Annotated in this window: 12 protein-coding genes; all 12 read left to right on the top strand. The window is 49.8% G+C overall.

The annotated features are described in order from the left end of the window. Positions 1-688: 688 nt before the first annotated feature. Positions 689-2335: a glycoside hydrolase family 13 protein gene (locus GON22_RS16150; RefSeq protein ID WP_160397133.1), complete on the top strand. Its 1647-nt coding sequence runs from the start codon at positions 689-691 to the stop codon at positions 2333-2335. A gap of 934 nt (positions 2336-3269) precedes the next feature. Continuing rightward, positions 3270-3896, top strand: coding sequence for a hypothetical protein (locus GON22_RS16145; RefSeq protein ID WP_160397132.1), 627 nt, complete (start codon positions 3270-3272; stop codon positions 3894-3896). A 1004-nt stretch (positions 3897-4900) separates the two neighbouring features. Further along, positions 4901-5716 carry a transporter substrate-binding domain-containing protein gene (locus GON22_RS16140; protein WP_160397131.1) on the top strand — a complete coding sequence of 272 codons (816 nt, stop codon included), beginning with the start codon at positions 4901-4903 and terminating at the stop codon, positions 5714-5716. A 41-nt stretch (positions 5717-5757) separates the two neighbouring features. Next, positions 5758-6543, top strand: coding sequence for an amino acid ABC transporter permease (locus GON22_RS16135; protein WP_160397130.1), 786 nt, complete (start codon positions 5758-5760; stop codon positions 6541-6543). Then, positions 6540-7250 carry an amino acid ABC transporter permease gene (locus GON22_RS16130; protein WP_160397129.1) on the top strand — a complete coding sequence of 237 codons (711 nt, stop codon included), beginning with the start codon at positions 6540-6542 and terminating at the stop codon, positions 7248-7250. Before GON22_RS16135 ends, GON22_RS16130 begins: the two co-directional genes overlap by 4 nt. Before the next feature lie 168 nt (positions 7251-7418). Then, entirely contained in the window at positions 7419-8438 is a 1020-nt protein-coding gene (locus tag GON22_RS16125; protein WP_160397128.1) for an ABC transporter ATP-binding protein, read from the top strand. Next, entirely contained in the window at positions 8435-9421 is a 987-nt protein-coding gene (locus GON22_RS16120) for an ABC transporter ATP-binding protein (RefSeq protein ID WP_160397127.1), read from the top strand. The genes GON22_RS16125 and GON22_RS16120 overlap by 4 nt, the downstream gene beginning before the upstream one ends. A 26-nt stretch (positions 9422-9447) precedes the next feature. Then, positions 9448-10398 (top strand): ABC transporter permease, encoded by a 951-nt coding sequence (locus GON22_RS16115; RefSeq protein ID WP_336604323.1) that lies wholly within the window; start codon positions 9448-9450, stop codon positions 10396-10398. 15 nt (positions 10399-10413) lie between these two features. Then, positions 10414-11295, top strand: a complete 882-nt coding sequence (opp4C, locus tag GON22_RS16110) for an oligopeptide ABC transporter permease (protein WP_160397126.1) — start codon at positions 10414-10416, stop codon at positions 11293-11295. A gap of 58 nt (positions 11296-11353) precedes the next feature. Continuing rightward, positions 11354-13006, top strand: coding sequence for an ABC transporter substrate-binding protein (locus tag GON22_RS16105; protein ID WP_160397125.1), 1653 nt, complete (start codon positions 11354-11356; stop codon positions 13004-13006). 65 nt (positions 13007-13071) lie between these two features. Continuing rightward, a complete protein-coding gene (locus GON22_RS16100) occupies positions 13072-13245 on the top strand; it encodes a lysine biosynthesis protein LysW (protein WP_160397124.1) in 174 nt (57 codons plus the stop codon). A 12-nt stretch (positions 13246-13257) separates the two neighbouring features. After that, positions 13258-14154, top strand: coding sequence for a RimK family alpha-L-glutamate ligase (locus tag GON22_RS16095; protein ID WP_160397123.1), 897 nt, complete (start codon positions 13258-13260; stop codon positions 14152-14154). The last annotated feature ends 18 nt before the right edge of the window (positions 14155-14172 follow it).

The raw sequence follows: 14172 nt of genomic DNA, 5'->3' as shown, positions 1-14172 counted from the left end.
ATTTTCGGGTATAGTAGTCATCGAGTAGGGTCCTTTCTTGGTGGTCTCAGCAACCCCGAGGATACCCTACTTTTTTATGTTCTGGGAATACTCCAGATCATGGTACACAGACTATTGTACGTCATCTCGAACCGTGTCTTTTTCGCTAAATAACGGCTCTCAGGTCCGTTAGCCGAGCTGGGGCAAGCCATAGAGAGCGTCGTGAGTTCTTTATTATTCCAAATCTTGCTATCTTTATAGAGTTTGATTATACTTTATCCACTATAGAATCGCGCATCTCTATTGAGGGAGGGATCGCTGATACCGTGCATCGCCCGTTCCAGCGATTGGTTAACGATATTGAATTGCGCGCTGCATGTGGAATCGTTATTGGAAAAAGACATCGATTACATCGTACGGGACCTCCAAATCGAGCTGTTTCGGATAGGGTAGAGGAGCAGAGGCAATTGCTATACGAGGAACGGCTCGGAATTTTAAAAGGCGAGAAGCCGATGAGCCCTTCGGAGCAGCGGGATTATCAACGATCAATACATCCAGAATAAGCGCAGCTCAAGGACGCCAATGACGGGATTTGCTGTTTGGATTCGCAATATTTTGAGGTCGATATTTAGGTTGTCAAAATTTTGATGCAGCGTAAATCGCTAATCTCGGCAGATTCATATTTAAGAGTTAAAAGGGAGAGTTGAAGATGGAAAATAAGCAATGGTGGAAAGAAATTGCCGTGTATCAAGTTTATCCGCGCAGCTTTCAAGACAGTAACGGCGACGGCATCGGCGACTTGAACGGCATTATTGCAAGGCTGGATTACTTGGAAAAACTCGGAATAGGCGCGATTTGGCTGTCGCCGGTTTGCAAGTCGCCGCAGGATGACAACGGTTATGATATATCGGATTTTCAGGCGATCGATCCGATGTTCGGCACACTGGACGAAATGGATGCACTCATTCAAGAAGCCGCGAAACGAAACATCAAAATGATTATTGATCTGGTCGTGAATCATACCTCTGACGAGCATCCATGGTTCATAGAAGCTAAGAAAGGGAAGGACAATCCGTACCATGATTACTATGTATGGCGCGATGGCAATCCAGGTGAACCGCCGAATGAATTAGGCAGCATTTTCGGTGGATCAGCGTGGGAGTATGTGCCGGAGCTTGGCCAATATTACTTGCACTTCTTCGCGGTGAAGCAGCCGGATCTCAACTGGGACAACCCTAAGGTTCGGGAGGAAATCTATCGCATGATCAATTGGTGGATCGACCGCGGTGTTGGTGGATTTCGTCTAGATGTCATCGATATGATCGCCAAGGAACCAGACCGGTTCATAATCGGGAATGGACCGAAATTGCACGAATACATACAAGAGCTGTGCAAGGCTACCTTCCATCGGGCGGACCTGCTCACCGTCGGCGAAACCTGGGGGGCAACGCCGGAGATTGCCAAAATTTTCAGCAATCCGGACGGATCCGAGTTCTCCATGGTATTTCAATTCGAGCATATCGGGCTGGATGAGCAGCCGGGCAAGAGCAAGTGGGATTTGGCGCCGCTGGACTTCATGAAACTGAAGCAAGTGTTATCCAAGTGGCAAACGGAGCTGAATGGCGAGGCTTGGAACAGCCTATTCTGGAACAACCACGATTTGCCGAGAATCGTATCTCGTTGGGGCAATGATGGTGAATACCGGGTACAGTCGGCTAAAATGTTGGCTACTTTGTTGCATGGCATGCAGGGTACGCCATACATCTATCAGGGTGAGGAGCTGGGGATGACTAACGTTCAATATTCGATTGGTGATTATCGGGATATTGAATTGCTCAATTTCTATAAGGACCGGACGGGTCAAGGGTATCCGCAAGCGGAAATTATGGCTTCTATTTATGCCAAAGGCCGCGACAACGCACGCACGCCGATGCAGTGGGACGCGACAGATGAAGCTGGATTCACGACAGGCACGCCGTGGATTCGCGTAAATTCGAATTATACCAGCATCAATGCCGAGGCGGAGCTGCACGATGCCAACTCGATATTTTATCACTACCAGAAGCTAATTCAGCTGCGGAAGGATCACAAAGCGATTGTCTACGGCGATTACGAGCTGCTGTTCCCAGAAGACAACAACATTTTTGCTTACACTCGCTCGTTTGAAGGGGAGCAGATCCTTGTCCTGTGTAACTTCTATGGCAATCACGTACCGTATGCGCTTCCAGATTCGCTCTCCGGAGAGAAAGAGTTGCTCATTGCAAACTACGGCGATGACCTGCAGCAACATATGCTGCGTCCATATGAATCGAGAATGTATCGGTTGAATAGCGGTCAACAACAGGAGGAATTTTGAATAGGGCATTGCCTGTCGGCACCTGGCCAGCGGTTCTAATGCCAGGATCCTAATCGTTATAAAGAGCCGTTCATTGTTGTTGATGCAGTGAGCGGCTTTTTGTTTAAGGAAGCATATTGTGTCGGTAAACATAAAATTTATGCGATTCATCTAGTGTATCAGCACGTTCAATTTCTCTGTCTAATATAAGGCTGTTGTTAAAGTCTGTAGCATTATTAAATTTAGAAATTAGTGATATGCCTGTGATTGTTCGTAAAGGGCTAGGGAAGGAATACATTTTGCGATAACGAACAACGCCATCCCCATAATCCCCGAAGCCTGTTTCTTGTTTGTTTAAGTGAGCGAATGCCCTCTCACGGTCATGATTGAAATAATCACCGTCACAAATGGTGAAGTCTTCAAGATAGCCATAGTTACGATCCTCTGTATATCGTGCAACTGCATAATAACATTCTCCAGCAATCTCCCTATTGCGGAATCCGCCGCAAGGTATAGTTGAGTTGAACTGAATTTGTCCATTGGTTCGTAGTGACTTCAGTTCAAAGCCCACACCATTGATGATAAGGTCGGGGTGAGCATTTGCGCCAAGCTTTTGTATGTCATATCCGCCTAATCCATCTTCAAACCAATCACTAAAAAGTTCATCATTAGATTTTAATTAAATATAAGGCCTTCTATGGCGAACAAGTTTTTGGCAATTCTTCTCGAAAACTTCAATCGCAATTCTCAGTGCCTGTTCTTCCACTTGCGTCAATGTAATTGCCCCCTTGTTAAATCTTTCATTAATACAAATATTATAAGCATTACTCGACACTTATGGGGGAATTCTTAACTTTTGCATTTAAATTCCAATATAAGGAAGGTAACATTCCCATCAGTATAAACGTTAAAGAGTGTGAATGATTACTTAGCAATTTATTGGAGGCTACGAAATATGAATGGAAAAAAGCTTCAATATGGGATGATTACTTCTCTTATTGTTTTGGCAGCGAGTGCCCTGTTAGTTAACAATCCATTGGAAGCCTCGAGCCAATCCAGCAAGAAATATTCGGTTGCTGCTGCTCAGGCGAAAATATTGAATTTCGATAACCTCACCAAGCTGGAAGCGTATTCGGACTACATCGTCATTGGCCAAGCCACAGGTGAACAGGAAATGCACGAAGTTAAAACGGATGAAGGCGTCGTTGTTGACCAGTTAGGGCAGGCATCTTTTCAGATTGATCGTGTGATTAAAGGTGACTTGCCTAACAATGCGACGATTACGGTGTACGAGGACGGCTATTTGAACAATGAAAAGTACGTTACGCTTGAAGGTTATGTCAAAATGAAAAGCCAAGCACAGATTCTTCTATTTTTACGTAAGGCGGGAGATCATGCTTTTGCAATTAATGGCTCTTACCAAGGAAAATATAACATAGATAAGAAGTCTTTTGAGCAAGCTTTCCCTGCTAATGTTAATGCTATAACGGAAGAGGAGCTTGAACAGTATGATTATATTGGCGATAACGTGGAGCATTTCAATAAGCTGAAAGCAGAGGCATTAAATAAATATATCGAATAGGCGATGAAGAAACCATCATTCCCCGTTGGTATGGCCGATTGGCTCATGCGAATGGTGTTTTATATTTTGAATATGTAAGTGCTGCCAATCTCGCGGATGCTAGAATGCACATTCTCCAAAGATACCATGACGTAAATATACGTGCGGTTACAGGGATCGCCAATGAGCTGTAAAGCAACTGTGGAGGAGCTGCGGAAACTAACCGCGGCTTTTTGTTCTTTTGAGCAGATGCAGCTGCCCCCAACCGCTGCCGCTAACGGACCGTACAGCCGTTATTTCGATGAAAATGGCTGTTTTTTTGCTGTAACGGACTCCAGAGCCGTTATTTCAGACGAATCAGCACGTATGACATCATTTTGGTGCAAATAAGGGCTCCTGAGTCCGTTAGAATTTCAGACCGTGTCTTTTTCGCCAAATAAGGGCTGCTGAGTCCGTTAGCCGGGCGGATCGGGAGCTCGGGGGCGGGGGCGGGGGCGGGAACGGGAACGGGAGCAGAAGCACGTGTGGAAGAAGGGGCAGGAGCATATGCGGGAGCACGGTTGAGCGAGCAAGGGCAGGCGGAGGCATTAGGGGGAACGAGGGAACGAGCAACAGTGGGACTAGGGACAGTAGGTTCGATGAACATAACTGTTGACAGTATTTGTATAAGGATGGTAACCTGATACAAATTAAAGTAAATAAGTCGGATTAGTGTGGTATTGGTTGGCAAACGAATATTGAGATGCGATCGTTATCGAAATTCGCGTCTACCGGATCACCGGAGACTTCCCTATTTATTATTGCGGAGGTCTCCTTTTTTCATTTTGTAACCAATCCTCCCCATTGCCGATAGCGGGAACGCTCGATGCGTTATTGAACTTTTTGCGATATTGAAATTTTGGATATATACATAGAACTTATCTATTATACATCTGAGAAACTGGATGCTACAGTTAGTTCAACCATAAATTCACACTTAACCAGTAGGAATTATGAGTTTAAAACGACAAACGGAGGTCTTCACAATGAAAAAGTTTACTGTAGTTGCATTAACACTCGCCCTTGCACTTGCTGTTTCCGCTTGCGGAAGCAAAAGCAAAGAAACTAGCGGATCTGCGGATGGCGAAGCCGTAAAAAAAGTTATCGTGGGTACGGGGAACGACTTCGAACAAGTTGCTTTTCTTGACGATAAAGGCAAGCTGACCGGTTTTGACGTGGAGCTGATTCGTGAAATCGACAAGAGGCTAGCGGGCTACGAATTCGAGTTTCAATCGATGGAGTTTTCGAATATCTTGCTCAGTCTAGAGACCAAGAAGGTTGATATCGCCGCGCATCTCTTCGAGAAAAATCCGGAGCGTTCCGAGAAGTTCGATTTTAACCAAGAGCCATACGCCTATTGGCGCAACAAAATCATCGTGTCGTCAGATAATGCGGAACCGATCAAATCGCTGGACGACCTGCAAGGCAAGAAGGTGCTCATCGGGCCAACGAGTGCGCAAGCTCAGCTGTTAGAAAACTATAACAAGGAACATGAGGATGCGAAGATCGATATCGTTTACCAGCAGAACGACGCGAATGACGAGGTGCAGCAGATTTCGTCGGGACGGGTATACGCCACGCTTGGCGCCGATTTCTTGCTCCCGATCAAAGATCCGCAAGGAAAGCTGAAGACAGTAGGCGATCCGCTCAATGAAGGCAATATCCTATACGTGTTCCGCAAGAATGATCCGGAGTCCAAGAAACTGTCCGACGCGGTCGATGCCACGATCAAAGAACTGAAGGCTGACGGCACGTTGAAAAAAATTAGCGAACAATGGCTCGGCCAAGATTTTTCTAAATAGCAAGCGGCATGCGCGTTCAGCTGGAGGAGTGAAAACGGAAGATGGGCCAACATCAATTTGAGATTGTTTACGTATTTGAATATTTGTACAGATTGCTTCCATCGTTGGGCATTACGCTTCTGATCGTAGGATGCTCTATAAGCATCGGAACAGCAATCGGGCTTCTTGTCGCGCTCCCCCAGCTATACCGCATCCCGGTCCTGAGGAGATTCTCGCAGGTATATGTATCCTTTTTTCGAGGCACGCCAATTCTTATCCAGCTATTCCTATTCTATTATGGCGTTCCAGAAGTTCTAAAGGCGGTTCAGCTTGATGTGACAAGAACACCTGCGTTATTTTTCGTCATACTCACTTATTCGCTGCATAGCGGAGCCTATATTAGCGAAGTCATTCGCGGAGCGGTGACGGCAGTGGACCGTGGGCAAGTAGAGGCCGCATACGCGGTTGGGATGAATGGTTTCCAGGCGTTCAGCCGGATTGTTTTGCCACAAGCGATGTCGATCTCCATTCCGGTATTTGGCAATGTTGTCATCGGCAATTTGAAGGACACATCGCTTGCCTTCACGCTCGGCATATTGGACATTTCGGGGAAAGCGAAGACAATAGGCGCGCTCTCCCATCGATTTATCGAAATTTACCTCTCACTCGCAGTGCTATATTTCATCATTAGCTTTGCACTGCAAAAGCTGTTCGACTGGATCGAGAAGAGGCTGCTTCGCCATGAACCGGCAGCGGCGGGATTAACGAAAGAGACACGTGCCAAACGATCGGTATTCCGCAAAAATAAGGCCGCAGCAAAATGGCGCAGTGAGGAGGCGAGGTTATGAAACTGGATCTTTCCTTCATCTGGCAAGCACTGCTCCAATTGCTGACGGCTATTCCGGTCACGCTTGCCGTTACGGTGGTTTCCGTCTTGTGCGGGCTTGTCATCGGAACGGCTGTCGCCTTGATTCGAATTAACAAAGTACCCGTTCTAGATACCGCCGCCGCCGCTTATGTTACCTTCATTCGGGGCACGCCGATGCTGACGCATTTGCTGCTTGTTTATTTCGGGCTTCCTTTTGCCATTGATGGCATTTGCGAAAATTTCGGCTGGGCATTTCGTTCGGTGTCGATTCCGATGATTGCTTTTGCCTATATCGCTTTCTCCATTACAGCAGGCGCGTATTTGTCCGAAGTCGTGCGATCGGGCCTGCTCGCGGTTGATAAGGGGCAGATCGAGGCAGCTTACGCGGTCGGCATGACGACTTCACAAGCGTTACGCCGGATCGTATTCCCGCAGGCATTCGCCATCTTGCTGCCCAATCTATCAAACAGCACGATCAGCATGCTGCACGGCTCTGCATTGGTATTCACCGTTTCGGTTGTTGACATTAACGCCAAGTCACAAATTATCGCGTCTTCCAATTGGAAGTTTTTCGAATCGTACATAGCAGCTGCGGTTATCTATTGGGGGTTAACGTTATTCATCGAACGCATAACCGCAATGGCGGAGCGGCGAATCCAAACGTATAACCGGGGAGGCGTGTCGTGAAAATGTTGATTTCTTCTATTTGCAAATAGATTTCTTCTATTATTCAAACAGCTAAAGTTCAGGTATGCTCTTCATAGATAAAGTTTACTAATTTGGTAGGAATTATAAGAGTTTGTTAATTGCCTACTTAGTTGGCTCACTACAGGGAAGGAAAGCAGGTGGGAGGGCATGGCTCAGCTACTCGAAGTTGATCGGTTGCGGATTGCCTTTCGCACCGCTCAAGGCGCCGCTGTCGCTGTCGACGAAGTAAGCTTTGCGATTGGGCATGGCGAAACCGTTGCACTTGTGGGGGAATCGGGCTGCGGGAAAAGCGTAACTTCGCTGTCCATTATGGGCTTGCTAGGCCAAGGCGGTTCCGTCATTCATGGTGAAACGCGTTACGATGGGCATGCCATAACCCGTTACGGCGAGGCCCAGATGCGAAGGCTTCGGGGCAAGGAGGTCGCAATGATCTTCCAAGAACCGATGACGTCGCTCAATCCTGTGATGAAGATCGGCGAGCAGATCGGGGAAAGCGTCCGTCTACACCGCCAATGCAGCCGTAAAGAAGCTAAAGCGATCACGGTTGAGCTGCTTAAGAAGGTCGGCATTGCAAGGGCTGAAGCCGTTGCAATGGACTATCCTCACGCCTTGTCGGGAGGCATGCGCCAACGGGTAATGATCGCGATGGCGATGGCGGGGCAGCCGAAGCTGCTGATCGCGGATGAACCGACTACAGCGCTTGATGTGACGATACAAGCCCAAATCCTTGAACTGATGAAGCGCATGCAGGAGGACAGCGGGATGGCCATTCTTCTTGTCACGCATGATCTAGGCGTCGTGGCGGAAATGGCTGATCAAGTGATCGTCATGTATGCGGGGCAAGTTGTGGAGGCAGCGGATGTATATACCTTATTCCGGGATCCGCGCCATCCGTACACGCGGGGGCTCCTCCAAGCGATACCGAGAATCGACGGCCTTGCAGGGCAGCGTGCGCAGGCTATCCCTGGAGCGGTTCCAGCTCCGCAGGAGATGCCTGAGGGATGCCGATTTCACCCACGTTGCCGGGAAGCCACGGAACAATGCCGGGTAGCGAAGCCAGGCCTGCTAAACATTGGAGGCAACCATAGTGTCAGATGCTGGATAAACGCCTCGTCAACTAGCCATGTCGCTGAAGAGCCGAGAGAACTGCAGGATAGTTTCGCATGACGGCGCAGGGAGTGGAGAAGAAGCCGTTGCTGCAAGTCGAGCAGCTCAAAACGTATTATCCGGTTCGCCAAGCGCTATTCGGCCGCCCTACTGCATTCATTAAGGCGGTGGACGATGTCAGCTTGACGCTCTATGAAGGGGAGACGCTGGGACTCGTTGGCGAGTCGGGTTGTGGCAAGTCCACGATCGGGAGGTCCGTCGTTCGGCTGGAACAACCGCAAGCAGGACGCATTCTCTTCGAAGGCGAGGACATCACGCGTTATTCGCAAGGAGAGCTAAGGTCCATCCGAACGCGATTGCAGATGATTTTCCAAGATCCCTATGCCTCGCTTAATCCGAGAATGCGAATATTCGATACGTTAGCCGAGCCGATCCTTGTCCACAAATTGGCTACACGCAGCGGTGTTCAGCGTGAGGTTGAAAGGCTGCTTCACTTGGTGGGCTTGCCGCGCTCAGCGGCGCATCGGTATCCCCACGAGTTTTCGGGCGGCCAGAAGCAGCGGATCGGCATTGCAAGGGCATTGTCGCTAAGGCCGAAGCTGATCGTATGCGATGAACCGGTGTCCGCACTCGATGTTTCCATTCAGGCGCAAATTCTCGGGCTGCTTCAGGATTTGCAAGATGAGCTGAAGCTTACTTACTTGTTTATTGCCCACGGGATCGGCGCTGTGAAGCAGGTGAGCACGAGAATTGCTGTCATGTACTTAGGAAGGATCGTGGAGCTGGCCCCATCGGACGCTTTATTCCAAAAACCGAGGCACCCGTACACAAAAATGCTGCTCGGTGCTTATCACCCGCCGGATCCATTGTATCGCAGTGTAGAGCGGCCAGTTATCCGCGGTGAACTGCCGGACCCGTCAAATCCTCCGCTTGGCTGCCGATTTCATACCCGATGTCCGTATGCGCAAGAGCGCTGCGCCAAGGAGGAGCCGGTCCTGGCGAGTGAAACACATGGAGTTGCCTGTCATTATCCGCTTGCCTAAAGGGGAGGAAAGGAGGAGCAGGGCCAGTGGGCACTTATTTCGTCCGTAGAATCTTCATCGCCATTCCTGTCTTCTTCGGCATTACGGTGCTGAGCTTTCTCATCATGAATATGGCACCGGGCAATCCCGTTGATATGTTGATCAATCCTAATATTCCGAAAGAGCTGCTGGAGCTGAAGCGGGAAAAGTTCGGGCTGAATGATCCGCTCTATATGCAATATGCGAATTGGCTAGGCGGCGTCGTCAGAGGAGATCTCGGTTATTCGTTCAGCAGTTATGCTCCCGTCTCCCGGCTCATCGGAGAACGGATCGTCCCGACGCTGCTGCTTGCATCCGCATCTTTGTTATTCGGATTGTTGATTGCGATACCGGTCGGCGTAATAAGCGCGGTGAAGCAGAACTCTAAGCTGGATTATTTTTTAACCGGCATGACCTTCCTAGGCATATCTATCCCGCCATTTTTCTTAGGGCTTGGCCTCATCTATGTGGTGGGCATTCAGTGGAGATGGCTACCGACCGGCGGTATGACAACGCTTGGCGGAGCTGGGGGAGCAGGTGACGTCATTCTGCACATGATCATGCCGGTGACCGTGCTAGGCGCTGCGATCGCAGGCAAAAAGGTGCGGTACGTACGGGCAAGCATGCTGGAAGTTTTGGGACAGGATTACTTGCGCACCGCCCGAATGAAGGGGCTGCGCGAATTCGCGGTAACCAGCAGGCATGCGCTTCGCAACGCGTTAATCCCTGTAATCGCCGTAGTTGGAGCAGAGATTCCTCTGCTGCTCGGCGGCAGCATCGTCATTGAACAAGTGTTCCAATGGCCAGGAATCGGGCAATTGACGATGGAAGCGATTCTGTCGCGCGATTATCCGACCCTCATGGGAGTAAACCTCGTAGCGGCATGCGTCGTGCTGCTGACCAATTTGATTACGGACATGCTGTATGCGGCAGTTGATCCGCGCATTTCATACGGATAACGGGAGGAAGCCTGGATGACCGCGACTGCATGGCCCTTGGAACAAACGAATGCCAGGATCGAAAGCTTCGCTCGGCAGGCGAGACGGAAGTTTTTTCGGCACAAGCTCGCTGTCTGGGGGCTGGCTGTCACGATTTTGCTGATTCTGGCCGCCTTGTTTGCCCCGTGGCTGGCGCCTTATCCCCCGAATGAAGTGTTGCCTTCGTTCGGTGCAAAGCCTTCGGCAGCGCACTGGCTGGGCACCGATCAAGTGGGCCGTGATGTTTTAAGCCGGCTGCTTTACGGAACACGGGTGTCGTTGTTCATCGGTTTCGCGACGGTTGCGATCTATGTGGCGTTCGGCACGTTCGTGGGCATGACCGCCGGTTATTATGGCCGTTGGCTGGATATGGCCATCATGCGATTAACCGATATTTTCCTAAGCTTTCCTTACATGCTGGTCGTACTCGTAATCGTCAGCGTGCTTGGAGCCAATATGACAACGATCATGATTGTGCTCGCTTTGTTCAAATGGCCAACGATTGCTATGCTCGTCCGGGGAAGCGTATTGTCCGCGAAGGAGCTGGACTTTATGAAAGCCGGCGTCGCGTTGGGATTGCGTACATCTCGGATTCTGCTCCGCCATCTGCTGCCGGCGATTATTGGGCCTATTATCGTGAGCGCGACATTCGGTGTAGCCGGTACGATCCTAAGCGAAGCTGGGCTCAGCTTTCTCGGCATGGGGGTGAAGTCCCCTCAGGCAAGCCTCGGCAATATGCTGCACGACGCACAGTCATTGACCGTATTAACCGAGCAGCAATGGCTCTGGCTGCCGGCAGGCTGCATGATTCTCATTGCGGTGTTGGCCGTGAACTTTGTTGGAGACGGCCTGCGAGACGCACTTGACGCGAAAACGTAATTCACCGCCAGCTAAGACTTGTTACATACCTATTGAATGCGAAGGAGTGGCCATAAGCATGAAACGATACAAACGAATTAGCCTATTGATAACCGCGGCTATCGCAGTCCTTTTGGTTGCGGCGTGCAGCCAATCAAGCGGTACGAAAGAGGAAGCTCCTGCTGAACCGAAGCCGCAAACGGCAACTGAACAACAGGCGCCAGCCGAGAAGAAGTTGACAATCGGCATCGTCAACGCGCCGGTCACGCTAAACCAGATTAACACGCAAGACAATTCAGCATCGCTTGCCCCCATTGCATTGCTTAACGATGCTTTGCTAGACGTGACGGATTCTGCCGATTTTGTTCCCAAACTGGCGGAATCCGTAGAGACTAAGAATAAGCAGACGTTCACTGTCAAGCTTCGTCCGGATGCGAAGTGGAACGATGGAACGCCGTTTACGACAGCTGACGTTGCGTTCACGCTCAAGCTTGCGCTTCATGCCAAAGTCGAAACCTCGTTCCAGCTAAGCTTCATTGAAGGGCTGAACGACTCTGGCAAGCTAGAGGAAGGCGTCACGGAAATTTCGGGGCTCCACGTGATCGACCCGCATACGTTCGAGATCAAGACCAAAACGCCGATCGATCCGCTCGTATTCAAAGAAAGATTCGGCGCGAAGGTGAATTTCCTTCCAGAGCATATCTTGAAGGGGGTTAATCCGGAAGAGCTGTCGACGAACGCCTACTTCCAGAAGCCAGAAGTGACGGTTGGCCCGTACAAATTCGCTGCATATGAGCAGGGGCAGTTTGTCGAGGTAACCAAAAACGAGCAGTACTACTTAGGCGCTCCCAAGATCGATAAGATCTTCATTAAAGTTTTGCCGGCGGCCAATCTGGTCGCGCAGCTGCAGACCGGAGAAATCCAAATGAATTCGCTGCCTGTTGGGCTAGTTCCGATTACGGATTATGACAAGGTGAAGGGCTTGGACAACGTCAACGTTACTTCCGCCACGGCTTCGGAGCCTGCGGAGCTATTCTTCAACGTGGAGAAGCTGCCGGATAAGCGAGTCCGCCAAGCGATTGCTTACGCCATCAATCGGCCGCTTATCGTGGAGCAATTGCTCAAGGGCCAAGCGGAAATTATCGACGGCGGCGTCCCAAGCTCGCATCCGTATTTCAACAAGGATATCAAGCCTTATCCGTATGATCCGGAGAAAGCGAAGCAGCTGCTGCAAGAAGCCGGGTGGGATGCCAGCCGCAAGCTTACGTTCCTTATTCCGGTTGGCAACAAGATCCGCGAGCAAGCAGCCGATATTTTGGTGCAAAATTTGGAATCCGCAGGGTTCAAAATCGATGTTCAGAAGTTCGATTTCCCTACGCTTATCGATAAAGTCGAGAAGGGCGAGCATGACATCACGATTTTTACAAGGGATTATTACATCGAGCCTAGCCTCTACTTCACGACCTATAAGAGCGATGATCCCGAAAGCGTCATTCGGTACAAAAATCCGATTGTCGACGATTTGATCGCCAAAGGCGAGCAAGAGATTGACGAGGCGAAGCGCCATGCGATTTACAACCAGCTGCAAGAGGTGCTGCACGAAGACGTGCCGACGCTCGCCGTCTATTCCGAGAAACGGCTTCAAGTCGTATCCAAGGATGTTTCGGTTGGCAAACCGCTGAACCTCGGCACGTTTAATAACGTGAGAGAATGGGACATTGCCGCAAAGTAAGTTATAAGGGATTCATTCCGTTATAATAAATCATTTTTTTAATACTAATTGGAGGTGCAAGGAGAATGGCAGAATTAAGCTGTCTCGTATGCAAGTCAGATATTGAAGTAGAGGAACGCGTGACAACAGGAGAGATCGTGGAATGCGAATCATGCGGCCAAGAACATGAAATACAGGTTGAGGCGAGCCTGGTCACGATTGCATTGGCTCCAGAAATTGAAGAAACTTGGGGAGAGTAGGTGCAGCAGTCCATGGAGAACAACAACGCCATCTTATTGTGCGTCACGAAGATGAGGGAAGAAGAGCAGCGAATCGTTGATCATCTCGGCCAGCTTGGCATCCGCGTCACAGTGAATTTGGACTCCATGGAACTGCCCGTTGGAGCCTCCGATGCTCCGCCATTCGGGCTAGCCCTCATTCGGTGCCTTTCACAGAAAAACGCGTTGAGCCGGACCCAGCTTCTAGAGCTTGCCGGCATTGAAACGTTGAACTCGGCCAAAGCCATTACCATTTGCACGAATAAAATTCATCAGGCGATTGTATTCATCAAACACGGCATCCCGCAGCCTCGGTATCAAGTCGCTTTCACCCCTGCGAAGCTGTTCGACGCCCTACGGGACTTCGGGGACATCTGTGTCATTAAACCCGCAACGTCCTCATGGGGGCGAGGAATCGCCAGAATGACGGGAAAGGAATGCTTGGAAGGCTGGATTGCTGCCAGGGAATCGGTCGACCCGAGCCACCAATCGTTTCCCGTCCTCGTGCAGGAGTACGTGGAGAAGGGCGATTATGACATTCGCGTCGTCATTGTCGGCCGCAAGCCGATCGTCGCTTTCCGCCGCGTGTCCGCCGAAAACTGGAAGACGAATACGCATCTTGGTGCGGAAATCGAACCGATTGAGATCAATGGCGAGATCGCGGCAATTTGCGAGGATTTGGTCGGCGTATTAGGGGAAGGCATTTACGGCGCGGATTTATTTTTCGACTATAAGCAGCTGCGGTACGTCGTTTGCGAAGTGAACCAAAATCCGGAATTCGCTAAATCATGGAAAGTGCATGGTGTAGATGTGGCCTATCATATTGCTGAATACGTGAAGGAGAAGATCGGCCAGAAAAACAAGGTAAACGTCACGGTTAATTCTCAGTAAACAGGGAGGAGTAATTAA

The organism is Paenibacillus sp. MMS18-CY102 (genome assembly GCF_009789195.1).
Classification (GTDB): domain Bacteria; phylum Bacillota; class Bacilli; order Paenibacillales; family Paenibacillaceae; genus Paenibacillus_T.
This window is presented reverse-complemented; position numbering and strand designations above follow the sequence as displayed.